Here is a 24654-nt window from a genome sequence, read left to right as displayed (position 1 = left end):
GCGCTGACGTGTCCACGTGGCTGACCGACACGCTCGGTATCGAGGTGCCGCTGGTCCAGGCGCCGATGGCGCGGGTCAGCGAAGGAGTGATGGCCGCGGCGGTCTCCGCGGCCGGCGGGCTCGGGATGGTCGGCGTCGGCCCGACCGCTTCCCGTGAATGGGTGCACGAACAGGCGCGGACCGCGGGAGGTGCGGGAGCGCCGTACGGCCTCGGGTTCATGGCGTGGGCGCTCGAGCGGGACCCCCGACCCCTCGAGGCGGCGCTCGAGACCGACACCGCCCTCGTCTCGGTGAGCTTCGGCGCGTTCGAGGAGCCGCTCCGCCGGGCGAAGGCTGCCGGGAAGCTGGTGACCACCCAGGTCGGCAACGTCGCCGAGGCGCGGCGTGCCGAGCAGGCGGGCGTCGACCTCGTGGTCGCGCGGGGGCGGGAGGCCGGCGGCCACGGCCGCGACGAGGTCAGCACCCTGCCGCTGCTCCAGCTGGTGCGCGCCGCCGCCGACGTCCCGGTCGTCGCGGCGGGCGGGATCGCGAACGCCGACGGGCTGGCCGCGGTCCTCGCCGGAGGCGCCGTCGGTGCCTGGGTCGGGACGGCGTTCCTCTGCTGCCGGGAGAGCGTCTTCCCCGCCGCCGCCCGGCAGCGGCTGATCGCCGCCGACGACACGGCCACCGTCTACGGCCGCGTCTTCGACGTCGCCCAGCGGGCCCCCTGGCCGCGGGAGTACGGCGGACGCGCGCTGCGCAACCGGTTCTTCGACGAGTGGGTGGGCCATGAGGACGAGCTCGAGGCGGACACCGAGGCGTTGGCCCGGTACGACGCGGCCGCGCGCGAAGGGGACTTCGACGTCGCCGTCGTCTACGCCGGCCAGGGTGCGGCGCTGCTGACCGAGGAGACGGCAGCGGCGGACGTGGTCGCCTCCTTCGCCCGCGCGGGGACCGTCACCCCCGGATGAGCCCGAGCCCGGTGGCGTGGTGCCGTACGGCGTCGCTGTCGGCCGCCAGCACGAACGGCGTCTCGTGGCCCCAGGCGCTCGAGATCTTCTCGACGCGGCCGTCGCCCGGGTCGAGCCGCACCTCGCGGATGTAGACGGCGAGGATCCGGCCGGGGTGCTCGCGCACGATGTCGGCGTAGACCGCGGGGTCCTTCTCGCCGGAGTCGCCGATGAGCACGAACCGGAGCCCGGGGTGGAGCGCGAGGACCTCGCGGATCCGGTCGTGCTTCTCCTCCCGGCCCTTCGCGGCGCCGAGGAGGTCCCGCAGCAGCACCGGGCCGAGCGGGAACCCCCGGTGCCGGAGGAACGCCTCGATGAACGCGTGCAGGTTCCACGGGCTGGAGGAGACGTAGAAGAACGGGTTCCGCCCGCCGTGCGCGAGGTCGGTGTAGAGCTCGGCCGCGCCCTCGAACGGCACCCGCGTGAGGGCGGAGCCGGTGAGCGTCTGGAGGACCATCCGGCCGGCCCGCTGGACGCCGGTCTGCAGGATCGTGTCGTCGATGTCGGAGATGACGCCGAAAGCGGCGTCGGGGCCCGGGACGCGCACGTCGAACGTGGTGGTGTGCGGCGCGGTCAGCCCGCGGTACTCCCCGGCCAGCTCCACCGTCCCCTGCGACCAGGGCGGTCGCACGGCCGGCGGCGCGAGCCGGACGACGAAGTACCCCTCCGCGTCGGTCACCGCCTCCACCTCCGTGCCGGCGACGGAGACCCGGAGCGGCACCCCGGGGAGCTCGTCGGTGACGAAGCTCCGCACGGAGCGGCGGACGGCCGCGCCGACTCCCTCACCCTCGACGGCGGAGGAGGGCGGCGGGTCGTCGACCACACGGCCGCGGACCACCACCTGGCCGTCGCTGCCGTGACCGCCGTACGCCACGATCCGGAAGTGCTCGGGCACCCGCGACGCCCGCCGCCGCAGCCGCGCCGCGTCCCAGGCTTGCTCGGCGCGGAGGAGCCACCGGGGGACGCTCATGGGGTCGACAGTATGCGCCGGAGGTACGACGAAGGGGCCCCCGACCAGGTCAGGAGCCCCTCCGTTGCCGTGGCCAGGGGCGGGGTCGAACCGCCGACCTACCGATTTTCAGTCGGTCGCTCGTACCAACTGAGCTACCTGGCCGGGCCGACCGGAACTCTACCCGACACCGCCCGCGTCGCAGGACGCGGAGGTAGGGAAGGGCTCCGGAACACCGACGCCCCGGACCTGAGGTCCGGGGCGCACTGGCGACCCCGACGGGACTCGAACCCGCGGCCTCCGCCGTGACAGGGCGGCGCGCTAACCAACTGCGCTACGGGGCCAGGACTGCGGCGCTCGCGAGGAGCACCTGCGACGGGCAACTCTAACAGTTGTCCGGCGTTCGTCCGAATCGAGCCCGGCGAGGGGTTGCTCACGGTCCCGGTGGGCCGCTCGCCGCGCCGTTCGAGGGACAGATCGGACACCGAAGAGGTACGTTGCCCTGCCGCTCGAGCGCGGCGCCCCGCACCCGGAGGAACCCCATGAAGAGCTGGCTCACGCGCGCCGTCTGCGCGGCCGTCCTCGCCACCGGCGCCCTGGCCGCCCCCGCCGCGAGCGCGGCGACCCTCACGATCCGCGACAGCGCCGGCGACGTCGGGGTCACCGTCGGGCCGGACAGCGTCCGGCTGCACGGCAGCCGTGCGAACGCCGACCTGCTCCGGGTCCGGGTGGCCCACCGGCCGCGCGTGGTCCACGCGACGCTGGTCTACGACGACCTCCGGCGCGGCACCGACTGGCGGCTGGGGATCGTCCGGCTCCGGACCTCGCTCGGCCGCACCTTCCAGGTGAGCTGGAACGCCGAGTCCAGCAACGCCCGCGGCTCGGCTGACCTGGGGCGCGTGCACCAGGGGCGGGGCGGGGTCAGGTGCCGCGGCCTCGCGCACACCGTCGACCACGCCGCTGACGCCGTCACCCTGACCGTGCCTCGCTCGTGCATCGGCACCCCGCGTTGGGTCCGGGCCAAGGCGTACGGCGTCGCGGTCAAGGGCGACTTCTCCCGGTCGTACGTCGACGTCGCCGGCACCGACCGGTGGGTGGCTCGCGACTGGTCCGGCCCGATCCGGGTCGGCTAGCCCGAGGCGTGTGTCCTGGGTGTTGAGCCGCCCCTTCTGGCGCGCGTGAGATCGAGCCGCCCGGTGTGGCGCGGCCGACCGAGTTGCCGGTGGGCATCAGGGGCGAGTACGCCGGTGCAGGGCCGGTCGGACGGGCAGCTTCCGCGAAAATCAGCCTGAGATGGGCCCACGGAGTCGAGTTGCATGTTCGGGTGGCCTTCGAGGCCCTGCACGCGCCACGAGGGGCGGTTCAACACGTCCCGCACGCGCCACAAGGGGCGGTTCGAGGCCACCGACGCGCGCCACGAGGGGCGGCTCGACGGGGGGCAGCTGCCCGGACCAGGCGGCGACCTGGGGCACCCCCAACGCTGCACCCCCAACGGGATTCGAACCCGTGCTACCGCCGTGAAAGGGCGGGGTCCTAGGCCGCTAGACGATGGGGGCCCGTCCACACCGACCGGCGGGCGGACCCGGACATCGTAGAGCACCCCGGCGGCCGTCAGCCCTCCGGTTCGAGGCGGACCGCGCCCGGCCCGCGGGCCGCCAGGACGTCGCCCGGGTTGCGGAGCCGGCACGACTGGAGGCTGAGGCAGCCGCAGCCGATGCAGCCGTCGAGCTCGTCGCGGAGGAGCTGGAGCCGCTCGATCTGCTCGTCGAGCCGCGTCCGCCAGCTCCGGCTGAGCCGGTGCCAGTCGCGCTTGGTCGGGGTGCGCCCTGCCGGGAGGGTGCTCAGCGCGGCGGTGATCTCCTCGAGGCTCAGCCCGACCCGCTGGGCGGCCCGGATGAACCCGAGCCGTCGCAGCGTCGCCTTCTCGTAGCGGCGCTGGTTGCCGGCCGTCCGGACCGACGACACGAGCCCCTTGGACTCGTAGAACCGGATCGCCGACGTGGAGATCCCGGACCGCTCAGCGAGCTGACCGATCGTGAGCACGTCACCCACCATCCTTGACTTCAAGTGAACTTGAACTTGTCCCATGGTGCCATGACAACGACGACGAGAGACGCCACGGGCACCTACGGGCACGTGCTCGACCTGATCACCACCATGACCGGCGACGAGAAGCACGCCGCGGCCTCGGAGTCGACGGTCGACGTGCTCTGGACGCTCTACGACCGCGTCCTCGACGTCTCGCCCGACCGCCTCGACGACCCCACCCGCGACCGGTTCCTGCTGAGCAAGGGCCACGGGCCGATGGCCTACTACGCGGTGCTCGCCGCGAAGGGGTTCATCCCGGCCGAGTGGCTGCCGCGGTGGACGGCGTTCGACAGCCCGCTCGGCTACCACCCCGACCGGCTGCTGGTGCCGGGCGTGGAGATCTCGTCCGGCTCGCTGGGCCACGGTCTCCCGCTCGCCGTCGGGCTGGCCGCCGGGCTGCGCGCCCGACGGATCGGGTCGCGCGTCGTCGTGCTGGTCGGTGACGCCGAGCTGGACGAGGGCTCCAACGCGGAGGCGATCACGGTCGCCGCCGCCCTCGGGCTCGACAACCTCACGGTGGTCGTCGTCGACAACGAGTCGACCTCCTACCCGGTGCCGATCCCCGAGCGGTTCGCCGTCGAGGGGTGGGCCACCGCCGCCGTGGACGGCCGCGACCACGACCGGCTGGAGGCCGCGCTGCGACGGCGCCCGGGCCGGCCGGACGTCGTGGTCGCCGTCGTGGAGAGGAAGATGCGATGAGCAGCCCCCGCGGTGCCTTCGCCCGCACCACCAACGCGCTCCTCGACGAGGACCCCCGGGTCGCCGTCGTCCTCGCGGAGATCTCGCGGCAGTACTTCCCCGACGCCGAGCGCCGCCACCCCGGCCGGGTCGTCAACGTCGGGATCCGCGAGCAGCTGTTGGTCAGCGTCGGCGCCGGGATGGCGCTCGCCGGGATGCGGCCGGTCGTGCACACCTTCGGCCCGTTCCTCGTCGAGCGCGCGTTCGAGCAGGTGAAGCTCGACTTCGCCCACCAGGGGGTCGGCGGGGTGCTGGTCGGCTCCGGCGGCTCCTTCGACATGGCCGGGGCCGGGCGGACCCACCAGTCCCCGGGCGACGTGGCCCTGATGGACACCCTCGACGCGCACATCGAGGCACCGGCCACCGCCGACGGCGTGGAGGCCGCGCTCCGCCGGGCCGTCGCGTCGGACGGGCTCCACTACGTCCGGGTCACCGAGCAGGTCGACCGCACCCCGGTCACCACCCGACCCGGTCGCCTCACCGCCGTACGACGGGGGAGCGGGGGTGTCGTCGTGGTGCTCGGGCCGGGGCTCGACGCGGTGCTGGAAGCCACGCAGGGGCTCGACGTCACCGTCCTGCACTCGACCACCGTGCGCCCGTTCGACGCGGCAGGGCTCCGGGCGCACGTCGGGGACCGGGCGGACGTGGTGCTCGTCGAACCGTGGCTGGCGGGCACGTCGAGCCGGGTCGTGGCCGACGCGCTCGTCGACGTGCCGCACCGGCTGCTGGCGCTCGGGGTGGGCCGGGGCGAGCTGCGCCGCTACGGGACGCCGGCCGACCACGTCCGCCACCACGGGCTGGACGCCGAGGGGATCCGGCGGGAGGTCGGCTGGTTCCTGCCCGCCTGACAGGATGGTGGTGTGCCGATCGAGATGAGCCGGGAGAGGTTCGAGGAGCTCGTCTCCGAGGCGCTCGACACGGTGCCGGTGGAGCTGGCCCGGCTGATCGACAACTGCGTGGTGCTCGTCGAGGACGACCCGCCGCCGGACGACCCCGACCTGCTCGGGATCTACGACGGGATCCCGCTGACCGAGCGGGACAGCACCTACGTCATGACGGTCCCGGACCGGATCACGATCTTCCGCAACCCCACGCTGGACATGTGCGAGTCGGAGGAGGAGATCGTCGAGGAGGTGCGGATCACCGTGGTCCACGAGATCGCGCACCACTTCGGGATCGACGACGACCGGCTCCACGAGCTCGGCTACGCCTGAGGTCGGCTCAGCTCCCCGCCGCGAACCCCACGGCGCACGCCGCGAGGGAGAGCACCACGGTCCCGACGACGTACGCCGACCCGCGCCGCGGCCCCAGCCCGACCGCCTGCACGGCGAACGCCGAGAAGGTGGTGAGCCCGCCGCAGAACCCGACCCCGAGCAGCGCCCAGCCCCGGTCGTCGAGCGACAGCGCCGCGAAGAGGCCGAGCAGCCCCGACCCCACGACGTTGACCGCTGCGGTTCCCCACGGCGTGCGACCGTCGAGCCAGTGAGCCACGAGGAAGCGCAGCGGCGCACCGAGGGCGGCCCCGACGACGACGCACAGGACCGTCACGATTCGCCCTCCTCGGCGGCGAACAGGGCCCGGTCGCCGGCGGTGCTGAGCCGGTCGGCGACCACCACCGCCGCGAGGCAGGTCAGGAGCGTCCCGACGACGTAGGCGAGCGCCACGCCGGGGTGACCGCCCGCCAGCAGCGCCCGGGTCTCCTCCGAGTACGCCGACAGGGTGGTGAACCCGCCGAGCACCCCCGGTCCCAGCAGCGCGACGAGGGCGGGACGCGAGCGGACACCGGCGACCGCCGGGAGCAGCGCGAGGAGCGCCGAGCCGACCACGTTGACGCCGAACGTGGCCCACGGGAAGGAGCCGCCGGGCGTCGCGAACGCCTCCCCGAGCGCCCAGCGGGCCAGCGCGCCGAGCGCCCCGCCCACGGCCACGGCCGCCACCACCGTCGGGCGCGGTGCGGGGCGGCTCATCCGGGCATCGTCCCACCGGGCGGGCCGGCTGCTGTGAAGGGGAGCGCCCGAGGGGGTCGCGTAGCCCCCGCCGAATGGGGGAACGTGAGACGTGTGAGCGACCCCATGCCGGGGTCGGGGCATCCGGGAGCCCGGTCGGGTGTTGCAACGGATGAGGCGGACGACGTCCGCGGTGCAGGAGGACGAGACGCGATGACGACCACAGGCCAGACGACGAACGAGCGGTCCGGAGGCAGGCACCGGGTCGTCGTGATCGGCTCCGGGTTCGGCGGGCTCTTCGCCACCAAGGAGCTGAAGCGCGCCGACGTCGAGGTCACGCTGATCGCGAAGACCAGCCACCACCTCTTCCAACCGCTGCTGTACCAGGTCGCGACCGGGATCCTCTCGCAGGGCGAGATCGCCCCTCCGACCCGTGAGATCTTCGCGGACCAGAAGAACGCCAAGGTCCTGCTGGGCGAGGTCACCGACATCGACCTGGAGAACAAGCTGGTCACCTCGGTCGTGCTCGGCCGGACCACCGTGACGCCGTACGACTCGCTCATCGTGGCGGCCGGCGCCGGGCAGTCCTACTTCGGCAACGACCACTTCTCCGAGTTCGCCCCCGGCATGAAGTCCATCGACGACGCCCTCGAGCTGCGCGGCCGGATCTTCGGGGCCTTCGAGCTCGCCGAGCTCGCCGAGACCGAGGAGGAGGTCGAGCGGCTGCTCACCTTCGTGGTCGTCGGCGCCGGCCCGACCGGTGTCGAGATGGCGGGCCAGATCGCCGAGCTCGCCCACAACACGCTGCGCAAGGACTTCCGCCGGATCAACACCCACGCGGCACGGGTGATCCTGGTCGACGCGGCCCCCCAGGTGCTGCCGCCGTTCGGCGCCAAGCTCGGGGCGTCCACCCAGCGCTCCCTCGAGAAGCGGGGCGTGGAGGTCCGGCTCGGCGAGATGGTCGTCGACGTCGACGAGCGCGGCCTCGTCGTGCAGGCCAAGGACGGCACCCGGACCCGCATCGATGCCGTGGCGAAGGTGTGGGCCGCCGGCGTCCAGGCGAGCCCGCTGGGCAAGATCCTCGCCGAGCAGACCGGCGCCCCCCTCGACCGCGCCGGCCGGATCGGGGTCAACCCCGACACCACGCTCCCCGGCCACCCCGAGGTGTTCGTGATCGGCGACATGATGTCGCTCGACAACCTTCCCGGGGTCGCCCAGGTCGCGATCCAGCAGGGGAAGTACGCCGCGAAGGAGATCAAGAACCGGCTCAAGGGCCGGCCGCCGCAGAAGCCCTTCAAGTACTTCGACAAGGGCAGCATGGCGACCATCTCCCGGTTCAGCGCGGTCGCGCTGATCGGCAAGATCCGGCTCACCGGCTTCATCGCCTGGCTGATGTGGCTCGGGGTGCACCTCGTGTACCTGACCGGGTTCAAGAACCGGTTCGCGACGCTGGTGAAGTGGTTCGTCACGTTCATCAGCAACAACCGGTCCGAGCGCGCAGCGACCGAGCAGCAGATCTTCGGCCGGCTCGCGCTCGGCAAGCTGGAGCACGGCGCCGCCGACCTCGTCACCCCGCCGGGTGAGTGGAACCGGATCCGCGAGGAGCTGGTGGCGCGCGCCGAGGAGGAGGCCCGGCTCACCGACTCGGGTCAGCGCGGCGTGCGACGCGAGACCGTCGGCGCCGGCGCCGGGTCCGGCGACAGCAGCAACACCAACGCCCGGATCAGCGGCGCCTGAGGCCGGCCGCGCGGCGGGCCGTCACTCGAAGCTGGACTTCCGGTCCGTCCAGGACGGGTGCTCCAGCGCCCAGCTCGGCAGGATGAAGAGCCCCTCGGCCTCGACGGTCACGTTGCCGTCGGGGTCGAGCACGTCGCCCTTCGCGATCGACTTGCGCCCCTGGATGCTCTCGCTCCACCCGCGGAACCGCAGCTTCCCCAGCGGCGTCGGCCGGCGGTAGTGCACGGTCAGCCGACCGGTCATCCCCGGACCGCCGGCCCGGGCGGTCGCCTCGCCGAGCAGCTGGTCGAGGAGCATCGCGGACACCCCGCCGTGCACCAGCCCGGGCGGCCCCTCGTAGAGCGCCCCGAGCTCGACGTCGTAGACGACCCGGCCCTCGTCGTCGATCGTGCGCCGCTCCTCCGAGAACGCCGCGAACGGGTTGCGGAGCCCGAGCACCGCGTTGCCCTGGTTGCGGATCTCGTTCTCCCGCGGACCGAGCTCGGTGCCCAGTGAGCCCTCCTGGGCGCGGGTGAGCAGCCGCTCGGTGAGCCGCTCGACCTCCGCGGTGACCGCCTCCGCCTCGTCGAGCTCCACCTGCGTCCGCAGCTGCGCGTCGGCGAGCGCCCGGGTCGCCGCGGTGAGGGCGCCGTGCACGCGGTCCAGCCGGTCGGCCTCCTCAGAGGTGAGCGTGGAGGGCGTGTAGAACGCGAAGTCCATGCGCGCACCCTAGGTCACGTCCCGGCCCGCCAGGTTTGGCACCCGGGCCGGTGTGGCACTGTGAGTCGTGCCCCCCGAGCCGATCGTTCCTGCACGCGCGCCCTCGACCGGCCCCCTCGCCGTCCGGCGGGCAGGGGTCCTGCTCCACGTCACCTCGCTTCCGGGGGTGGACGGCGGCCACGGGGAGCTCGGCCCCGCGGCGTACCGCTTCGTCGACTTCCTCGAGACGGCCGGCTGCACGGTCTGGCAGGTGCTGCCGCTGGTCCCGACTCACGAGGGGGACGGGTCGCCGTACAACGCGATCAGCGCGATGGCCGGCAACCCCGACCTGGTCAGCCTCGACCTGCTCGTCAAGGACGGTCTCCTCGAGCCCGAGGCGGTCGCCGCCGTGCGCGCCGGGCGGGCCACCCGGCAGGAGGCGCACCGGGCCGCCGCGGCGACGTACTTCGCCCGGCACGGCGAGGACGCCGACACCGAGTTCACCCGTTGGTGCGCGGACGAGGCGGAGTGGCTCGAGACCTACGTGACGTTCGTGGCGCTGCGCGAGTCGCTCGGCCACGTCAGCTGGCTGGACTGGCCCGCCGCGCTGCGGGACAAGGACCGCGCCGCAGTCGCCGAGGCCGTCGAGCCGCTGCAGGGCCGGATGAACGACCTGCGCTTCGAGCAGTGGCTGTTCGCGCGGCAGTGGCAGGCACTTCGGGAGTACGCCGCCGGGCGGGGCGTGCTCTTCTTCGGCGACCTCCCGATCTTCGTCTCCCTCGACAGCGCCGACGTGTGGGCGGCCCGGCACATCTTCCGGCTCGACGAGGAGGGTCGGCCGCTGACGGTGACCGGGGTGCCTCCGGACTACTTCTCCGAGGACGGACAGCGCTGGAACAACCCACACTACGACTGGGACGCGATGGCCGCCGACGACTTCGCCTGGTGGCGGCTGCGGATCGCCAACCAGCGCAAGCTCTTCGACCTCGTGCGCATCGACCACTTCCGCGGCTTCCAGGCCGCCTGGCACGTGCCGGCCGACGCCCCGACCGCGCGGGAGGGGGAGTGGGTGGAGAACCCGGGGCCGGACGTGCTCGCCGCCCTGCTCGACACCGCGGGCACCGGCACCCTCGTCGCCGAGGACCTCGGCATCATCACCGCCGAGGTCAACGCGCTGCGGACCGGCGCGGGGCTGCCGGGCATGAAGGTGCTCCACTTCGCCTTCGACGGCAACGCCGACAACGCCTACCTCCCGGAGAACCACGAGGAGGCGACGGTCGCCTACACCGGCACCCACGACAACGACACCACCATGGGCTGGTGGGAGGCGCAGAGCCAGGAGGAGCGCGGCGAGGTGCGGCGCCACCTGCTCGACCCCTCCGAGCACATGCCGTGGGCCCTCGTCCGGCTCGCGATGGCGTCGCACGCGCGGCTCGCCGTCGTGCCCGCCCAGGACCTGCTCGAGCTCGACGCCTCCGCGCGCATGAACACCCCGGGCTCCGCCGAGGGCAACTGGAGCTGGCAGGCGGAGAACGGTGCGTTCACCGAGGCGGTCGCGCTGCGGATGCGCGCGTTGGTCGAGGAGTACGACCGGCTGCCCGCCTAGTCGACCCCCAGCCCCTCCTCGCGGGCACGGATCATCGCGGCGGCCCGGTCGGGAGCCCCGATCTTCGCCAGCACGTTCGCGACGTGGTTGCGGACCGTCTTCGGGCTGAGCACCAGCCGCCGGGAGATCGTGGTGTTGTCGAAGCCGCGGGCCAGCAGGTCGAGCACCTCGCGCTCCCGGTCGGTCAGCTCGGGGAACGGCAGCCGCACCGCCGTACGACCGGAGACGACGGCGGCCATCGCCCGCTCGGCGACCTGGGGACCGAGGATCATCTCGCCGTTCGCGACCGCCCGGACCGCTCGCTCGACCTCCGCGGGCGAGGCGGCCTTGAGCAGGTAGCCGCGCGCCCCGGCCCGCACCGACGCGACCACCGACTCGTCGTCCTCGCGCATCGTGACCACCAGGACGCGCACGTGCGGGTGGCGACGGACCAGGTCGCGGGTCGCCTCGATGCCGGAGTCGTCGCCGAGGTGCAGGTCCATCAGCACCACGTCGGTGTGCTGGTCGACGACCTCCAGCGCCTCGGCGCGCGTCGCCGCCTGGCCGACGACCGTGAACCCGTCGATCGTGCCGAGCAGCGCGACCATCCCGAGCCGGAACACCGGATGGTCGTCGACCACCACGAGCGAGACCTGGTCAGCCACGGGCGACCACCCCGACCGGCAGCGTGGCGCGGACCACGGTGCCGCCGCCCTCGCGCGGCAGCCGCTCGACCCGGCCGCCCTGCTCCTCGGCGCGCTCCCGCATCGAATGGGTGCCCACGCCGCCCCTCGCATCGGCGGGGACCCCGCGGCCGTCGTCGGCGACGGTGAGGACGAGCGCCTCGTCGACCACGCGGGCGTCGACCCAGCAGCGGCTCGCGCCGCTGTGCCGGACCACGTTCACCACCGCCTCCGTCGCGATGCCGTACGCCGCGCCGGCCAGCGCAGGATCCACGGTCTCCACCCCCTCGCTGGTCACGGAGACCTCCACCCCCTCCTCGGCGTACCTCGTCGCGAGCTCGGTCAGCGCCGCGTCGAGCCCGAGCTCGTCGAGCACCGGTGGCAGCAGCTGGTGGGACAGGGAGCGCACCTCGTCGACCCGCTGGTCGAGCTCCTCCTGGAGCGCGCCCAGGAGCTGTTCGGCGGCCGCCGGGTCGGTGGCGAGCAGGTTGCGGACCCCCTGGAGCCCCAGCCGGAGCCCGGCCAGGGACGGGCCGAGCCCGTCGTGGATCTCGCGCCGGATCAGCCGTCGCTCCTCCAGCCGCGCCCGCGAGAGCCGGTCGCGGGCGGCCGCGACCTCGTGCCCCGCGAGGGTCACGGCGACGGCGGTGGCGAGCACCGCGGAGAGGTCGCGCAGCGTCGCCTCGTCGCGGGTCCCGAGAGCCTCGCCGGCCGGCAGGGTGACCTCCAGCCCGCCCACGGTCGTGCCCCGGTGGAGCAGCGGCACCGAACGCGGGGCCGAGGTCGGGGAGCCCCACACGACCTCGGCGAGGGGCGGGGCCTCGAGCCGCACCGACTCCAGCCGCATCGCCCGGCCGAGGTCGGCGACCAGCCCCTCGAGGAGGAGGTCGGGGTCGTCCGTGCGGAGGTTCGAGCCGATGCGGCGCACCAGCCGGGCCGGGTCCGCGGCGGCGCCGTACACCAGCCGCTCGACCAGCCGGCCCAGCCAGAGCCGCGCGGGCTGCACGGCCACCGCGACCACGCCGGCGCCGACCAGCGCCGCGGCGCCGTCCGGCATCAGCGCGGACACCAGCGGCACGACGACGAGGTACAGCGCGAGCAGCCCCACGGTCAGCAGCCCGGCCAGCGTCGCCCGGCTGACCGCGAGCCCGAGGTCCCACATCCGGCCGCGCAGCACCGCGGTGAGGACCGCCGCCGGGTAGACCGCTTGGGTGGCGAGCTGGACGACCGGGGTGAACCAGTACGGCACCGGCATCGCGTCGAACGGGAACAGGAACGGGGCGAACGACAACGCGATGCCCAGCGACCCGACGGCCAGCCAGCCGAGCCCGTTGCGCTCGGCGACCGGGCCGCGCCGGTGGCGCCACTCCACCTCCGCCGCGGCGGCCGACCCCACCACCATCGCGAGCGCGGTGAGGCCGCGGATGTCGTCGACCAGCTGGAACCCGGCCGCGACGGTGAACGTGGTCGTGACGGCAACCCCGGCCGCGACGCCCGCCCAGGACCACCAGCGCAGCGGGTGGTCGCGGACCAGCCAGGGCACCACCAGGAACAGCGCCAAGGTCCCGGGCATCCAGGCCGTGCCCTGTAGCCGCCCGATCTCCTCCTCGAGCGGCAGCCCGCCGCGCGCCCAGGAGAGCTGCTCGTACGCCGCCCCGAGGCCGGCGAGACCGCCCCCGACCGCCGCGATCCCGAGCACGGCGGGGACGACGTGGCGCCGACGGGCCAGCACCACCGCCGCGACCGTGCCGTAGACGGTCGCGACCGTGACGTCGACGAGGAAGAAGAGCAGGTCCTCGCTGAGCGGCGGCCGGGCCGCGAGCAGCAGGACGGTCGAGACCAGGGCGAGCCCCCAGGCCACCACGGCGACGGCCGTGGCGACCCGGGGGAGCCCGTCCCGATGGGGGGACGGTAGGGAGAGCGCGGACGTCATGAGGACGGGAACTCTAGTGCGCCCGCTGCCCCGTGGGTGGCGTCACCGACCGGCGTGCGCCGCCCGGTCGCCGAAGGCGAAGCCGGCGGCGGCGACCAGCACGAGGACCGGGCCGGAGAAGCCGGCCATGTACTGCAGCGGCGAGAGCCCGGCGAGCAGCGTGACGCCGCCGAGGAGCGCCGCGACCCAGCCGATCCAGCGGGGTGCTGCGGCGTGGCGCAGGGCAGCCACCGCGACGGCGATGCCGGTGACGCCCGCACCGACCCACAGCCACGGGATCGTGCCGATCCAGTGCGCGAACACGACCGCCATCTCCGGGGTCAGCTTCGAGTCGTCGTTGGTGACCCCGAAGACCATCTCGGTCGTGAAGCCGGCGCCGAGCAGCCCGGCGACCGCGGTGAGGAAGGTCCCGCCGAGCGCGACGTCGGGGAGCAGGCTGTCGGCCGGCGCCTGCTGGCGGAGCCTCCGCCGCAGCCCCGCGCCGAAGACGAGGAGCAGCACGGTCGCCAGCATCGTCGTGGTGTGGAAGGTGAGGATCGACGGGACGCACTCCTCGAGCCGGTCCATGATCCGCTGCGGGTCGCCGGCGAACCGTTCGTCGTAGACGGCGTCCACCCCCAGGGAGGCCTGCATCCCGACCGTCCCGAGGAGGCCGGCCGCCACCCCGGCGTACGCCCAGAGACGGCTCGGCGCGTGGGAGCTGGTCACGGGCGCGAGGCCCAGGGTGCCGGGGGCGGTGGAGGTGTGCGTCATGGTGCTCTCCTTCGAGCGTCGATCTCGTGGTCGTGGAGGACTCTGGCGAGCCCGGCGTCCCGACCGGGAGGGCGCCGTGTCCCGACCTCTCGGGCAGCTGCATGCGTTGTGCGATCAACGTTCGCCAGGAGGGGCTGCGGGGCGTAGTGTCGAACCACCAGCTCTGCTGGCGCGGTGGTCAAGGCGTGGCGCCGCATCCGCATCGTCCCGGGTCCTCCGGGAGATCGGCCCAGGTGCCCCCATGGACCTCCCCCTCCTCACCGTCCTGGTCGAGATCGACCCGCCCGCGCTCCTCGTCCGGCTCCAGGGCGAGATCGACCTGAGCTGCGTCGACCTCCTCGACAGCATCACGGGGCTGAGCCTCGAGGAGGTCGACCGGGTCATGCTCGACCTGTCCGGCCTCGTGTTCACCGACTCGGCCGGCGCCGACGCCCTGCTGCGGCTGCGGGAGGACCTCCTGGCCACCGGCCGGATCGTCATGCTGGTCGGGCCGCGACGGATCGTCCGCACGGTCTTCGAGCTGCTCGGCGCGGGGCACCTGCTGGCCGCCTGAGCCGTTTGTCGTCCCGGTCCGCGGGTACGCCGGAGGGGTCCCCCACCCCGCCGAGAGGATGCCCATGCCGACCAAGGACCCGTTGACGATCGTCGCCGCCGCGGCTGTCGGGGTCGTGAGCGCCGCCCGGCTGACCCGGCTGGTCACGAAGGACCACTGGCCGCCGATGTCGTTCGTCCGCCGCAAGTACGTCGAGATGACCGAGGGCACCGAGTGGTCGGTGCTCGCGGAGTGCCCCTTCTGCGTCGCGCCGTACGTCGTCGCCGCGGACCTCGCCTGGGCCCTCAAGTCCGACCTCGGCAAGAACTGGTGGGTCGCCAACGGGTGGCTCGCCGCGTCGTACGCCGCCTCGCTGATCGTGGTCCGCGACGACGTGCCCGAGCGGACCATCACCGTCAAGGAAGGCTCCGACGACGAGGCCTGACGCCCGCTCTATGGTGGCCGGGTGAGGGAGACCGGCATCCGAGGGAACACCCGCGCGCTCGAGGACGGGGTCGTCACCGACTTCTCCGACCGGATGAGCTACGGCGGCTACCTCGACCTCCCGACGCTGCTGTCGGCGCAGCGGCCGCTGAGCGACCCGGAGCACCACGACGAGCTGCTGTTCATCGTCCAGCACCAGACCACCGAGCTGTGGCTCAAGCTGGTCCTCCACGAGCTCCGCAACGCCTGCGAGCTGCTCCGCGACGACGACCTCGCGCCGGCGCTCAAGCGCATCGCCCGGGTCAAGCACATCCAGCGGACGCTGACCGAGCAGTGGTCGGTGCTCGCGACGCTGACCCCGAGCGAGTACGCCGAGTTCCGAGGCGTTCTCGGCAACGCCAGCGGGTTCCAGTCGTGGCAGTACCGTGCCGTGGAGTTCGTCCTCGGCAACAAGAACCCGGCGATGCTCAAGGTGTTCGAGGCCGACCCGGCCGCGCAGGCGGTCGTCCGCGAGGCCCTCGAGATGCCGTCGCTGTACGACGAGTTCCTCCGCTACCTGGCCCGCCGGGGGCACGCCGTCCCCGCGCACGTGCTGGAGCGTGACGTCACCCAGGCCTGGCAGTTCGAGGAGGCACTGGTCCCGGTGATCCGGGCGGTCTACGAGGCGCCCGACGAGCACTGGTCGGAGTACGAGACCTGCGAGGAGCTCGTCGACCTCGAGGAGAACGTCCAGAACTGGCGGTTCCGCCACCTCAAGACCGTCGAGCGGATCATCGGCATGAAGCCGGGCACGGGCGGGTCCAGCGGGGCGCCGTTCCTCAAGGCGGCGCTGGAGCTGACCTTCTTCCCCGAGCTCTACGCCGTGCGCACGCAGATCGGTCGGTGACCCGTGGCCACCGAGGACGACGTGCGCCGGCTCTGCCTGGCGATGCCGGACGTCACCGAACGGCCCAGCTGGGGGCAGCCCACGTGGTTCCGCGGCACCGGGAAGAGGGGGAAGCTCTTCGCCCGGATGTGGGAGGACGGCGTGCTCACCGTGAAGACCGAGGAGCGCGACGTGCTCGCGGGGTCGCAGCCCGACACCTTCTACTGGACGCCGCACCACGACCGCTCGCCGCTGCTCGTCCTCGCCCGGCTCGACCGGATCGGGGAGACCGAGCTCGTCGAGCTGCTGGAGGATTCCTACCGGCTGGCTGGGTAGGAGTGGGTCGTGACCGAGACACCCGATGACCAGCAGTGGACGCAGACCTGTGCGACGTGCGGGACGGAGCTGGCGCACGCCACCGTCGACATGAACCCCGAGAAGCTCGACCGCCCCGAGCTGCGCCCCGGCGAGATGGCGGCCGTCGACTACTGCCCCAACCCGGACTGCCCGTCGAACAAGCCGGCGTGACCTTGCCCTCGCGCACACCGGCACGCAGGATCGGCGCGTGAGCGCGCCCCTCGCAGCACCTCGGCGACCCTCGCGCGCCGACTTCGTCGGCCTCGGCGTCCTCCTGCTCCTCCTCGTCGTCGGGCTCAGCTGGGCCAAGTGGATGCCCTACTGGGAACGGACCTGGTCGCTGGTCGACCAGCCCGCCTGGCCGTCCGGGGCGATCTTCGAGTCGGCCGGCGACGCCCCGTCGTTGAGCGGGGCCTGGGAGTTCACCCGGGCGTACGTCGACGCGGTGTGGAAGGCCGTCGTCGTGGCGCTGCTCGTCGCCGCCGCCATCGACGCGCTCGTCCCGCGGGCGTGGCTGGTCCGGCTGATGAACCGCCGTACCCCTGTCGGGCAGGCGCTGGTCGGCGGCGCGGCCTCGCTGCCGAGCATGATGTGCTCCTGCTGCACCGCCCCGGTCGCGGTGGGACTGCGCCGCTCCGGCGTCTCGACGGGCGCCGCGCTCGCCTACTGGGTGGGCAACCCGCTGCTGAACCCCGCAGTGATCCTCTTCCTCGCGATCGTGCTGCCGTGGGAGCTGCTCGCCACCCGTGTCCTGGTCGGGGTTCTCGTGGTCGTCGGCGCCAGCGCGCTGATCGGCCGGCTTCTCGGTGACGGGACCGTCGCGGTGCCGACGCCCGAGGAGCCGCCTGCGGTGGCCGAGCTGCCCGGTCGGTACGTGCGGTCGCTGAGCCGGTTCGTCCTCGTCCTGGTGCCGGAGTACCTCGCCCTGGTCTTCGTCATGGGGCTGCTCAGCCCGTGGCTCAGCGGGTTCTCCTCGCTCGAGGCGTCCCTCGGCGTCGCGGCCCTGCTCGTCGCCGCGGTGGCCGGCACGCTGCTCGTCATCCCGACCGGCGGCGAGATCCCCGTCGTCGCGGCGCTCCTCGCGGCCGGCGCGGGGGCCGGGACGGCCGGAGCGCTGCTGGTCACGCTCCCGGCGCTGAGCGTCCCCTCGGCGGTGATGGTCGGCAAGGCGCTGGGGTGGCGGGCGACCGCTGCGATGGCGGGTGCCGTCGCGGTGGGCGGCGTGGTGGCGGGGGTGGTCCTGGCGGTGCTGGTCTGAGGGTTTCGACGAGCTCAACCACCTAGCAGTGCCAGGTCCTGCTCGTCGAGCTCCAGCTCGGCGGCGGCCGCGGAGTCCTCGACCGACTCCGGCCGGCTCGCTCCCGGGATCGGCACGACCGCGTCGGAGAGCGACAGCTCCCAGGCCAGGCAGATCCGCTGCGGGCTGACCCCGTGGCGGCGGGCCACCTCGGCGAAGCCGCTCCACTTGCTGCCGAGCGCTGCTGCGTCGCCCATCCCGCCCAGCGGGCTCCAGGCGAGGAAGGTCAGCCCGAGCTCGGCGCACAGGTCGATCTCGGGCCGCGAGCTCCGGAAGGCGGGGGAGAACTGGTTCTGCACCGCGACCAGCCCGTCGCCGAGGACACCGTGCGCCAGCCGGATCTGGTCGGGGTCGGCGTTCGAGAGCCCGACCGCGGCGACGAGCCCCTCGTCGAGCAGCGCCTTCAGCCCACCGACCGTCTCGTCGTACGGCACCTCGGGGTCGGGGCGGTGGTGCTGGTAGAGGTCGATCCGCTCCACGCCGAGCCGCTCGAGCGACGCCAGGCACGCCTTGCGGAGGTGCTCCGGCGACCCGTCGAGCCCCCAGTCGGTGCCGCTGCGGGTGTGGCCGCCCTTCGTCGCCACCAGCACGTGGTCGGCGCCGACCTCGCGGAGCGCCTTCGCGACCAGCCGCTCGTTGTGGCCGAAGGTCGCCTCGTCCGGCGCGTAGGCGTCCGCGGTGTCCACCAGAGTCACGCCGAGCTCGACGGCCCGGCGGATCGTCGCGAGCGACCGCTCCTCGTCGTTGTGCGTGCGGACCGACATGGGCATGGCGCCCAGCCCGATCGCGCTGACCTGCCGGGTGCCGAGGCGTCGCTGCTGCATGGCGCCCACGGTAGGCAGGCGTCACAACGACCCGATCCGGGTACGCCGCAGCCATGGCGAAGCTCGTGGCGGATCTTCTCGTGGAACGGCTCCAGGCTTGGGGGGTGCCCCGGCTCTTCGGCTACTCCGGCGACGGCATCAACACGTTCATGGGCGCGCTCCGCCGGGCGGGCGGCACCCCGGAGCTCGTGCAGGCGCGCCACGAGGAGGCCGCCGCGCTGATGGCGGTCGGCCACGCGAAGTACACGGGCGGCGTCGGTGTGGTCACCAGCACCCAGGGCCCGGGTGCGGTCCACCTCCTCAACGGGCTGTACGACGCGAAGCTGGACCACGTCCCCGTCGTGGCGATCGTGGGCCAGCAGCAGACGACGGCACTGGGGTCGGAGTACCAGCAGGAGATCGACCTGCAGACGCTGTTCAAGGACGTGGCGGCGCAGTACTGCCAGACCGTCTACGCCGCCGAGCACGCGGTGATGGTGCTCGACCGCGCCTTCCGAGCGGCATTGGCCACCCGGTCGCCGACGGTGGTGGTCGTGCCGCACGACGTGCAGAAGGAGGAGGCGCCCGAGCAGCCGCCGCACGAGCACGGCGTGCAGGTCAGCAGCCCCGGGTGGCGGCCGCCGCGGGTGGTCCCGCACGACGAAGACCTGGCGGCCGCGGCCGAGGTGCTGAACGCCGGACGTCGCGTCGCGCTGCTGGTCGGGCAGGGTGCGCGGCACGCGCAGGAGCAGGTGCGCGCGGTCGCGGAGAGGCTCGGCGCCGGCGTGACGACGAGCCTGCTCGGCAAGCCGTTCTGGGACGAGACGCTGCCCTACAGCTGCGGGGTGATGGGCCACCTCGGCACCACCGCGAGCGGCTGGCTGATGCACGAGTGCGACACGCTGCTCGTGGTCGGCAGCAACGACCCGTGGACCGAGTACTACCCGGCGCCCGGCCAGGCCCGTGCCGTGCAGGTGGACCTCGACGGCCGCCACCTCGGCAACCGCTACCCGGTCGAGGTCGGGCTCACCGGTGACGCCGCCGAGACGCTGGAGCGCCTCCTGCCGTTGTTGTCGGAGCGACAGGAAACCTGGCGCCCCGAGGTGGAGGCGAAGGTCGCGGAGTGGCACCGGCTCTCCGCGGAGCGGGCCGCGCTGCCAGCGGAGCCACTCAACCCCGAGCTGGTGGTGCGGGAGCTCTCCGACCGCCTGCCGGCGGACGCGCAGGTGAGCGTCGACGTCGGGTCGGTGGTCTACCACTACGCGCGCCACCTGCGGCTGCCGCAGGGCGTGCAGGCGCACCTGTCGTCGACGCTGGCGACCATGGGCTCCGGGATCCCGTACGGGCTCGCGGCCAAGCTGGCGGCCCCCGACCGGCCGGTGGTCGCGCTCCTCGGCGACGGGGCGATGCAGATGAACGGTCTGGCGGAGCTGGTCACCGTGGCGGACCGGTGGCGGGACTGGGCGGACCCCCGCTTCGTCGTGCTGGTGCTGAAGAACCGCGACCTCGCCGAGGTCACCTGGGAGCAGCGCGAGATGGAGGGCGAGCCTCGGTTCGACACCAGCCAGTCGCTGCCGGACGTGCCCTACGCCGGCTGGGCCGAGCTGCTCGGGCTGGCCGGGACCACCGTGGACTCGCCCGACCAGGTCGGCGCCGCGTGGGAGCAGGCGCTGTCGGCGGACCGCCCGTTCCTCGTCGAGGCGGTCGTGGACGCCGATGTCCCGCTGCTGCCGCCGTTCCCGGCCGGTGAGCAGAAGCTCGACTCGTTCCGCCAGGGGCTCGACGCCGAGGGGGAGGACGGCCGGCACGCCCGCGAGCTCCTCGACCGGCAGGCCGCCCAGGAGGAGAAGTCGTAGGTGTGCCGAGCCGCCCCTCGTGGCGCGCCAGCGCGCCGAGGGGCGGCTCGACAACCCCGGGGTGGGGTCAGCGGACGTGGGTCCGGACGGAGGGGCGCGTGGCGAGGGCGAGGACGACCAGCGCGGCCACGCCGAAGGGGATGGCCTCGACCTCCTGGATGGTCACGAGCTTGCAGAGCGTGAACACCACCTGGAACGAGGCGTACCAGAGGACCCCGACGAGCCCGAGACGGTAGCCCCGAAGCAGGGCGACACCGGAGAGCAGCGCGGTCACGGCGATGCACTCGTACGTCGTGACGTAGGTGATCCCGAAGTCGTCCCACCCCTCGAGGCCGGTGAAGTAGATCGCGCCGTACCCGCCGATCGCTCCCATCAGCAGGACGAGGATCCCGGCGGCGAGCCCCGGTGCCGGGAGGCGGCGGGTGGCGGTGACGGTGGGGCGGTGGTTGGTGAGCGTCGTCATGACGTCCTCCCTCTCAGTGGTGTGGTCAGTGGCACCACCGTCGTGGCGGAGTTGTCCCGGCGCCCACGGTCCGGGACACCGACCTGGTCGGGACACCGTGTCCCGTGACGACGGGATACCCCGACCGCGAAGATGCCGTCATGGGAGTGGTCCTCGGAGCTGTCGGTGTCGTCGCCGGTCTGCTCGGCGCGGGGCTGCACGCCGCGAACGCCGCGGCCGGCCGCACCAGCGAGCCCTCGTTCTGGCTGATGGGCTTCGCCGCGTCCCTCGCGTACGGCCTCGGCTCGGTCCTGCTGCGCCGCAGCGACGCGACGGTCCTGCGGAACCTGATGGGTGCGGTGGCGCTCGCCCAAGGAGGATCGCTGCTGCTGCAGGAGTACGCGTTCCTCGGCACGGCCGTCCCCGGCCGGGAGTGGTCGCTGTGGCTGGGGTCGTGGTGCTGGGCGCCGGGCTATGTGGCGATCGCCGCCCTGTTGCCGCTGCTCCTCCCCGAGGGGCGGCTGCCGTCCCCGCGCTGGTGGCCCGCGCTCGTGCTGAGCACGGCGACCCTGCTGGTGGTGTCCGTGTCCTGGGCGCTCACGCCGTACGACGCGCAGGACTTCCCCGAGCCCTTCGCCGGTGCACGGAACCCGGTCGCGGTGGAGGCGATGGGCGACCCGGTGGTCTGGGTCGTCGGCGGCAGCGCGTTGGTGGTGGCCGTCCTGGTCGCTTTCACCTCACTGGTGGTGCGGTGGCAGGGCGCGGTCGACGTGCAGCGGCAGCAGCTCAAGTGGGTGCTGCTCGGCTACGCCGGCACCGTCCTGTTGTTCGGACTCGCCCAAGTGCTCCCGGTGGCCACGACCGAGGTGGTCGCCGGGCTCGCGATGGTGCCGCTCCCGGCGGCGATCGGCGTCGCCGTGCTGCGCCACGGGCTGTGGGAGGTCGATGTCGTCATCTCCCGGTCGCTGGTCTACGGCCTGCTCTCCGCGGTCGTCGCCGGGGTGTACGCCGCCACCGTGTGGTTCCTCGGCGAGGTGCTCGGGGAGAGCACCGGCGCTCCGATCGTCGCCACCACCGTCATCGCCCTGCTCGCGCTGCCGGCCCGGACCTGGTTGCAGCGCCACGTGAACCGGTGGGTGCACGGCGACGCCGAGGAGCCCTACGCGGTGCTGGCCAGGCTCGGGGACCGGCTCGGCTCCGTGGCCGCCCCCGACGAGCTCGTCGAGCGGGTGCTCCCGTCGGTGGTCGAGCAGGTGGCCCGCTCCCTGCGCGCGCAGGAGGCCCGGCTCGCCCTCGGGGACGGCACCGTGGCGTCGTACGGCGGAGGGGCGGGTGAGGAGGTGGCCGTCGACCTCGTCTACGCGGGGGAGCGGCTCGGCGTCCTCGCGGTGCGCCGCTCCGCGGGGTTCGACGACGCAGACGTCCGGGCCCTCGACCGGCTCGCCGCCCAGGCTGCGGTGGCCGCCCACACCGTGCTGCTCTCCCGTGAGGCGCAGCGGGCCCGCGAGGCGGTGGTGCTGGCCCGGGAGGAGGAGCGCCGGCGGCTCAGGAGGGACCTGCACGACGGGGTCGGTCCGTCGCTCGCGGCCCTGGCGCTGCACGCGGAGACCGCCCGGGACCTCGCGGCCGAGGACCCCGCCGCCGCCGTCGCGGTGCTGGACCGGCTGGTGCCGAGGCTCAACGCCGCGGTCGCCGACGTCCGCGCGCTGGTCCACGAGCTCCGGCCGCCCACCCTCGACGAGCTGGGGCTCGTCACCGCCGTGCACGCGCTCGCCGACCGGCTCTCGACGGGCCGGACCCGCGTGGTCGCGGAGGTCGACGCGCTCCCGGAGCTGCCCGCCGCGGTGGAGGTCGCGGCGTACCACCTCGTCGGCGAGGCGGCCGGCAACGCGGTCAGGCACTCGGGGGCGTCGGTCGTCCGGGTGCGGATCGTCGCGGGCCACGACGCGCTGGAGGTGACCGTGGCCGACGACGGGACCGGGCTCCCGCAGGCAGCCCCGACGGGGCTCGGCATGACGACCATGCGGGAGCGGGCCGAGGAGCTGGGCGGGCGGTTCACCCTCCACTCGGACGACGACGGCACCCTGGTGACCGCGACGCTGCCGTTCGCGCCGGTGCCGGTGGGGGCGGCATGACGGTCCGGGTGCTGGTGGTCGACGACCACCCCCTCTACCGCGAGGGGCTGGTGACCGCGATCGCGACGATGGCCGACAAGGAGGTCGTCGGCGAGGCCGGCGACGGTCGCGAGGCGGTCGCGATGGTCACCGAGCTCCGCCCGGACGTCGTCGTGATGGACCTGCACATGCCGGAGCTCAACGGCGTGGAGGCGACCCGGGAGATCACCGCGGAGCACCCCGGCACCGCAGTGCTGGTGCTGACGATGCTCGAGAACGACGAGTCGGTGTTCAGCGCCGTACGGGCGGGGGCGAAGGGGTACCTCCTCAAGGGCGCCGACCGGGCCGAGATCGCCCGGGCGCTCGACGCCGTCGCGCACGGGGAGGTGGTGTTCTCGTCCGGGATCGCGGGGCGGGTGCTCTCCTACTTCGCGTCCGGCAGCAGCGGTCCGGAGGTCACGCCCTTCCCCGAGCTGACCGAGCGGGAGCGGGAGGTGCTCGACCTCGTGGCCCGCGGGCTCACCAACGCCGCGATCGCGCGGCAGCTCGTCGTCAGCGACAAGACGGTCCGCAACCACGTGTCGAACGTCTTCGCCAAGCTGCACGTGGCCGGCCGCGCCGAGGCGGTGGCCCGGGCCCGCGACGCCGGCCTCGGTGGTTGACCGCCGACGTCCGGTCCGGTCCGTCAGGCCGGTCCGGACTGCGGGCTGGTGTTGTCCGTCCCGCCCAGCCGGCGGAGGAACTCGTGGCACTTCTTCGCGCGGTTCGAGTCCTCCTCCATGACCTGGCGGAAGAAGTCCGCGATCTCCTGCTGGTTCGCGTTCTCGGCGTCGCGGACGTACTGGCCGTAGTCGTGGCCGGCCTTGAGGGAGTGGTACTGGACCGAGATGAGGTCGAAGGTGACGTCGTCGAAACCGGTCTCGCCGGTGGCCATGGGAGCCTCCTGTCGTCGGTGCCGCCCCCGAGGGGCGCTTGCGCGCGTCCGGTACCCCTCCGACGCCGGCTCACACGGGGTCAGTGGCGCGACGCGCGGCGCGCCGCCTGGAGCCCGATCAGCCGGGTGACCACCATCGCGATGTAGAAGAGCCCGGCGGCCTGCTCGATCATCACCACGCTCCGGGCGTGACCCTTCACCGGCACCACGTCGGAGAGCCCGACGCCCGAGAGGGTCGAGAAGGAGAGGTAGAGCATCTCCGTCCACGACCGTGACTCGTCGGGGGAGAGCGCCGCGATGAAGCTCCCGGGGTCGACGGCCTGCACCACGACGTACACGTAGGCGAAGCCCCACGCGAGGAGGGTGAAGACCGCGCCGATCGCGAACAGCTCGTCGGTGGTGACCCGGTCGTCCTCGAGCATGTAGACGATCATCGCGGCGGCGGCGTAGAAGTAGAGCGCGGCCTCGAAGCCGGCGCTCCACGGCGCCAGGTCGCCGTTGTTGGTGACCGCCTGGGCGAGCAGCAGCCCCACCGACGGGCCCGCGATGCCGAGCGCCACCCACCACAGCAGCGGCGTCATCCGGATCGCGAGGAGGGCGATGCCGAGCACCAGCAGACCGAACAGGGCGAGCAGCGACTGGCCCGCGACCGTGTCCTCCATGAAGGGGTAGGCGAGCACCCCCAGGAGCTGCACGACGAGGAGGATCGCGCAGGGGGTGGTCCGGAAGAAGCGGGTGGTCCGCACCGCGTCAGGCTAGTGCCGACGGGGCCGGATGGCGCGCATGACGGACGAGAAGACCGAGACGCCGGCGATGAGGGCCTCCCGCGCGTCCTGGGCGGCGGTCCAGTCCCACGACCGCGACGGGTGGCTCTCCCTGATGGCCGACGACGTGGTGATCGAGGTCCCGATCGGGCTGGCGATCACCAACC

28 protein-coding genes and 3 tRNA genes are annotated in these 24654 nt (G+C 73.5%); 16 read left to right on the top strand and 15 right to left on the bottom strand.

Annotation, left to right across the window (positions count from 1 at the left end):
• The first annotated feature begins 8 nt into the window (after window positions 1–8).
• On the top strand, window positions 9–950 hold the full coding sequence (locus tag FIP57_RS08370; protein ID WP_238993361.1) for an NAD(P)H-dependent flavin oxidoreductase: 942 nt from the start codon (window positions 9–11) through the stop codon (window positions 948–950).
• Here FIP57_RS08370 and FIP57_RS08365 read toward each other — a convergent pair.
• The 3 genes from FIP57_RS08365 to FIP57_RS08355 form a co-directional block, all read right to left on the bottom strand.
• Window positions 937–1959 carry an App1 family protein gene (locus tag FIP57_RS08365; protein ID WP_148573091.1) on the bottom strand — a complete coding sequence of 341 codons (1023 nt, stop codon included), beginning with the start codon at window positions 1957–1959 and terminating at the stop codon, window positions 937–939. The two genes, FIP57_RS08370 and FIP57_RS08365, sit on opposite strands and share 14 nt — an antisense overlap.
• A gap of 70 nt (window positions 1960–2029) precedes the next feature.
• A tRNA-Phe gene (locus FIP57_RS08360) sits at window positions 2030–2103 on the bottom strand.
• Window positions 2104–2205: 102 nt separating this feature from the next.
• A tRNA-Asp gene (locus FIP57_RS08355) sits at window positions 2206–2282 on the bottom strand.
• 198 nt (window positions 2283–2480) lie between these two features.
• Between FIP57_RS08355 and FIP57_RS08350 the strand changes: the two genes are divergently transcribed.
• Window positions 2481–3071 (top strand): hypothetical protein, encoded by a 591-nt coding sequence (locus FIP57_RS08350; protein WP_148573090.1) that lies wholly within the window; start codon window positions 2481–2483, stop codon window positions 3069–3071.
• 350 nt (window positions 3072–3421) lie between these two features.
• Here the strand turns inward: FIP57_RS08350 and FIP57_RS08345 are convergent.
• Together FIP57_RS08345 and soxR are read right to left on the bottom strand one after the other, a co-directional pair.
• Window positions 3422–3494 (bottom strand) — tRNA-Glu (locus FIP57_RS08345).
• 55 nt (window positions 3495–3549) lie between these two features.
• Window positions 3550–3981: a redox-sensitive transcriptional activator SoxR gene (gene soxR, locus FIP57_RS08340; protein WP_338039898.1), complete on the bottom strand. Its 432-nt coding sequence runs from the start codon at window positions 3979–3981 to the stop codon at window positions 3550–3552.
• 51 nt (window positions 3982–4032) lie between these two features.
• Between soxR and FIP57_RS08335 the strand changes: the two genes are divergently transcribed.
• Genes FIP57_RS08335 through FIP57_RS08325 form a run of 3 tightly spaced genes read left to right on the top strand, consistent with a single transcriptional unit; the run spans window position 4033 to window position 5978 of the window.
• The gene (locus tag FIP57_RS08335; protein WP_148573088.1) at window positions 4033–4725 is read left to right on the top strand and encodes a thiamine pyrophosphate-dependent enzyme; all 693 of its coding nucleotides are present in this window, start codon (window positions 4033–4035) and stop codon (window positions 4723–4725) included.
• A complete protein-coding gene (locus tag FIP57_RS08330; RefSeq protein WP_148573087.1) occupies window positions 4722–5612 on the top strand; it encodes a transketolase family protein in 891 nt (296 codons plus the stop codon). Before FIP57_RS08335 ends, FIP57_RS08330 begins: the two co-directional genes overlap by 4 nt.
• 12 nt (window positions 5613–5624) lie before the next feature.
• Window positions 5625–5978 (top strand): metallopeptidase family protein, encoded by a 354-nt coding sequence (locus FIP57_RS08325; RefSeq protein ID WP_238993360.1) that lies wholly within the window; start codon window positions 5625–5627, stop codon window positions 5976–5978.
• Between the two features lie 7 nt (window positions 5979–5985).
• On the opposite strand, the gene FIP57_RS08320 is transcribed toward FIP57_RS08325, so the two are convergent.
• Together FIP57_RS08320 and FIP57_RS08315 are read right to left on the bottom strand one after the other, a co-directional pair.
• On the bottom strand, window positions 5986–6312 hold the full coding sequence (locus tag FIP57_RS08320) for a fluoride efflux transporter FluC (protein WP_148573086.1): 327 nt from the start codon (window positions 6310–6312) through the stop codon (window positions 5986–5988).
• Window positions 6309–6731 carry a FluC/FEX family fluoride channel gene (locus FIP57_RS08315; RefSeq protein WP_148573085.1) on the bottom strand — a complete coding sequence of 141 codons (423 nt, stop codon included), beginning with the start codon at window positions 6729–6731 and terminating at the stop codon, window positions 6309–6311. Before FIP57_RS08315 ends, FIP57_RS08320 begins: the two co-directional genes overlap by 4 nt.
• Window positions 6732–6923: 192 nt before the next feature.
• Here FIP57_RS08315 and FIP57_RS08310 point away from each other — a divergent pair, with 192 nt between their 5' ends.
• Window positions 6924–8447: an NAD(P)/FAD-dependent oxidoreductase gene (locus FIP57_RS08310; protein ID WP_148573084.1), complete on the top strand. Its 1524-nt coding sequence runs from the start codon at window positions 6924–6926 to the stop codon at window positions 8445–8447.
• Between the two features lie 21 nt (window positions 8448–8468).
• On the opposite strand, the gene FIP57_RS08305 is transcribed toward FIP57_RS08310, so the two are convergent.
• Complete coding sequence (locus tag FIP57_RS08305; RefSeq protein ID WP_148573083.1) at window positions 8469–9146, bottom strand: PaaI family thioesterase; 678 nt, start codon at window positions 9144–9146, stop codon at window positions 8469–8471.
• Window positions 9147–9213: 67 nt separating this feature from the next.
• Between FIP57_RS08305 and malQ the strand changes: the two genes are divergently transcribed.
• Window positions 9214–10731 (top strand): 4-alpha-glucanotransferase, encoded by a 1518-nt coding sequence (gene malQ, locus FIP57_RS08300; RefSeq protein WP_203231132.1) that lies wholly within the window; start codon window positions 9214–9216, stop codon window positions 10729–10731.
• On the opposite strand, the gene FIP57_RS08295 is transcribed toward malQ, so the two are convergent.
• The 3 genes from FIP57_RS08295 to FIP57_RS08285 are packed head-to-tail and all read right to left on the bottom strand — an operon-like array spanning window position 10728 to window position 14079.
• Window positions 10728–11375 (bottom strand): response regulator, encoded by a 648-nt coding sequence (locus FIP57_RS08295; RefSeq protein WP_238993359.1) that lies wholly within the window; start codon window positions 11373–11375, stop codon window positions 10728–10730. The two genes, malQ and FIP57_RS08295, sit on opposite strands and share 4 nt — an antisense overlap.
• On the bottom strand, window positions 11368–13326 hold the full coding sequence (locus FIP57_RS23970; protein ID WP_148573081.1) for a sensor histidine kinase: 1959 nt from the start codon (window positions 13324–13326) through the stop codon (window positions 11368–11370). Before FIP57_RS23970 ends, FIP57_RS08295 begins: the two co-directional genes overlap by 8 nt.
• A 42-nt stretch (window positions 13327–13368) precedes the next feature.
• Window positions 13369–14079, bottom strand: a complete 711-nt coding sequence (locus tag FIP57_RS08285; protein ID WP_203231131.1) for a hypothetical protein — start codon at window positions 14077–14079, stop codon at window positions 13369–13371.
• Between the two features lie 241 nt (window positions 14080–14320).
• On the opposite strand from FIP57_RS08285, the gene FIP57_RS23165 reads away from it, so the two are divergent.
• From FIP57_RS23165 to FIP57_RS08255, 6 genes are all read left to right on the top strand, one after another.
• Window positions 14321–14632, top strand: coding sequence for an STAS domain-containing protein (locus tag FIP57_RS23165; protein WP_162529726.1), 312 nt, complete (start codon window positions 14321–14323; stop codon window positions 14630–14632).
• Window positions 14633–14696: 64 nt separating this feature from the next.
• The gene (locus FIP57_RS08275; RefSeq protein WP_148573079.1) at window positions 14697–15056 is read left to right on the top strand and encodes a hypothetical protein; all 360 of its coding nucleotides are present in this window, start codon (window positions 14697–14699) and stop codon (window positions 15054–15056) included.
• 21 nt (window positions 15057–15077) lie between these two features.
• Entirely contained in the window at window positions 15078–15941 is an 864-nt protein-coding gene (kynA, locus tag FIP57_RS08270; protein ID WP_148573078.1) for a tryptophan 2,3-dioxygenase, read from the top strand.
• Window positions 15942–15944: 3 nt separating this feature from the next.
• On the top strand, window positions 15945–16256 hold the full coding sequence (locus FIP57_RS08265) for an MmcQ/YjbR family DNA-binding protein (protein WP_148573077.1): 312 nt from the start codon (window positions 15945–15947) through the stop codon (window positions 16254–16256).
• Between the two features lie 9 nt (window positions 16257–16265).
• On the top strand, window positions 16266–16448 hold the full coding sequence (locus FIP57_RS08260) for a hypothetical protein (protein WP_148573076.1): 183 nt from the start codon (window positions 16266–16268) through the stop codon (window positions 16446–16448).
• Window positions 16449–16485: 37 nt separating this feature from the next.
• Complete coding sequence (locus FIP57_RS08255) at window positions 16486–17535, top strand: permease (protein WP_203231130.1); 1050 nt, start codon at window positions 16486–16488, stop codon at window positions 17533–17535.
• Window positions 17536–17549: 14 nt separating this feature from the next.
• Here the strand turns inward: FIP57_RS08255 and FIP57_RS08250 are convergent, their stop codons facing one another.
• Window positions 17550–18398 (bottom strand): aldo/keto reductase, encoded by an 849-nt coding sequence (locus FIP57_RS08250; protein WP_148573075.1) that lies wholly within the window; start codon window positions 18396–18398, stop codon window positions 17550–17552.
• Window positions 18399–18451: 53 nt separating this feature from the next.
• On the opposite strand from FIP57_RS08250, the gene FIP57_RS08245 reads away from it, so the two are divergent.
• A complete protein-coding gene (locus FIP57_RS08245; protein ID WP_148573074.1) occupies window positions 18452–20233 on the top strand; it encodes a thiamine pyrophosphate-requiring protein in 1782 nt (593 codons plus the stop codon).
• Between the two features lie 67 nt (window positions 20234–20300).
• Here FIP57_RS08245 and FIP57_RS08240 read toward each other — a convergent pair whose 3' ends face one another.
• Complete coding sequence (locus FIP57_RS08240) at window positions 20301–20696, bottom strand: hypothetical protein (RefSeq protein ID WP_148573073.1); 396 nt, start codon at window positions 20694–20696, stop codon at window positions 20301–20303.
• 104 nt (window positions 20697–20800) lie between these two features.
• On the opposite strand from FIP57_RS08240, the gene FIP57_RS08235 reads away from it, so the two are divergent.
• Both FIP57_RS08235 and FIP57_RS08230 read left to right on the top strand, forming a co-directional pair.
• Window positions 20801–22810, top strand: a complete 2010-nt coding sequence (locus FIP57_RS08235) for a sensor histidine kinase (RefSeq protein WP_203231129.1) — start codon at window positions 20801–20803, stop codon at window positions 22808–22810.
• Window positions 22807–23451: a response regulator gene (locus FIP57_RS08230; RefSeq protein ID WP_148573071.1), complete on the top strand. Its 645-nt coding sequence runs from the start codon at window positions 22807–22809 to the stop codon at window positions 23449–23451. Before FIP57_RS08235 ends, FIP57_RS08230 begins: the two co-directional genes overlap by 4 nt.
• Before the next feature lie 23 nt (window positions 23452–23474).
• On the opposite strand, the gene FIP57_RS08225 is transcribed toward FIP57_RS08230, so the two are convergent.
• Entirely contained in the window at window positions 23475–23723 is a 249-nt protein-coding gene (locus tag FIP57_RS08225; protein ID WP_148573070.1) for an acyl carrier protein, read from the bottom strand.
• Window positions 23724–23803: 80 nt separating this feature from the next.
• Window positions 23804–24469 carry an ion channel gene (locus tag FIP57_RS08220; RefSeq protein WP_238993358.1) on the bottom strand — a complete coding sequence of 222 codons (666 nt, stop codon included), beginning with the start codon at window positions 24467–24469 and terminating at the stop codon, window positions 23804–23806.
• Between the last annotated feature and the right edge of the window lie 185 nt (window positions 24470–24654).

Source organism: Nocardioides caldifontis, assembly GCF_008087345.1.
Lineage (GTDB): Bacteria > Actinomycetota > Actinomycetes > Propionibacteriales > Nocardioidaceae > Marmoricola_A > Marmoricola_A caldifontis.
The sequence above is the reverse complement of the archived record's forward strand: the minus strand, read 5'-3'. Positions and strand labels throughout refer to the sequence as shown.

What these genes read in the sequence shown, in the direction of transcription:
- FIP57_RS08315 (WP_148573085.1), bottom strand. Translation starts at nt 6,731, where the DNA reads ATGAGCCGCCCCGCACCGCGCCCGACGGTGGTGGCGGCCGTGGCCGTG.
- FIP57_RS23165 (WP_162529726.1), top strand. Translation starts at nt 14,321, where the DNA reads ATGGACCTCCCCCTCCTCACCGTCCTGGTCGAGATCGACCCGCCCGCG.
- FIP57_RS08230 (WP_148573071.1), top strand. Translation starts at nt 22,807, where the DNA reads ATGACGGTCCGGGTGCTGGTGGTCGACGACCACCCCCTCTACCGCGAG.
- FIP57_RS08275 (WP_148573079.1), top strand. Translation starts at nt 14,697, where the DNA reads ATGCCGACCAAGGACCCGTTGACGATCGTCGCCGCCGCGGCTGTCGGG.
- FIP57_RS08245 (WP_148573074.1), top strand. Translation starts at nt 18,452, where the DNA reads ATGGCGAAGCTCGTGGCGGATCTTCTCGTGGAACGGCTCCAGGCTTGG.
- FIP57_RS08365 (WP_148573091.1), bottom strand. Translation starts at nt 1,959, where the DNA reads ATGAGCGTCCCCCGGTGGCTCCTCCGCGCCGAGCAAGCCTGGGACGCG.
- FIP57_RS08240 (WP_148573073.1), bottom strand. Translation starts at nt 20,696, where the DNA reads ATGACGACGCTCACCAACCACCGCCCCACCGTCACCGCCACCCGCCGC.
- FIP57_RS08250 (WP_148573075.1), bottom strand. Translation starts at nt 18,398, where the DNA reads ATGCAGCAGCGACGCCTCGGCACCCGGCAGGTCAGCGCGATCGGGCTG.
- FIP57_RS08285 (WP_203231131.1), bottom strand. Translation starts at nt 14,079, where the DNA reads ATGACGCACACCTCCACCGCCCCCGGCACCCTGGGCCTCGCGCCCGTG.
- FIP57_RS08310 (WP_148573084.1), top strand. Translation starts at nt 6,924, where the DNA reads ATGACGACCACAGGCCAGACGACGAACGAGCGGTCCGGAGGCAGGCAC.
- FIP57_RS08330 (WP_148573087.1), top strand. Translation starts at nt 4,722, where the DNA reads ATGAGCAGCCCCCGCGGTGCCTTCGCCCGCACCACCAACGCGCTCCTC.
- FIP57_RS08305 (WP_148573083.1), bottom strand. Translation starts at nt 9,146, where the DNA reads ATGGACTTCGCGTTCTACACGCCCTCCACGCTCACCTCTGAGGAGGCC.
- FIP57_RS08350 (WP_148573090.1), top strand. Translation starts at nt 2,481, where the DNA reads ATGAAGAGCTGGCTCACGCGCGCCGTCTGCGCGGCCGTCCTCGCCACC.
- FIP57_RS08225 (WP_148573070.1), bottom strand. Translation starts at nt 23,723, where the DNA reads ATGGCCACCGGCGAGACCGGTTTCGACGACGTCACCTTCGACCTCATC.
- FIP57_RS23970 (WP_148573081.1), bottom strand. Translation starts at nt 13,326, where the DNA reads ATGACGTCCGCGCTCTCCCTACCGTCCCCCCATCGGGACGGGCTCCCC.
- FIP57_RS08335 (WP_148573088.1), top strand. Translation starts at nt 4,033, where the DNA reads ATGACAACGACGACGAGAGACGCCACGGGCACCTACGGGCACGTGCTC.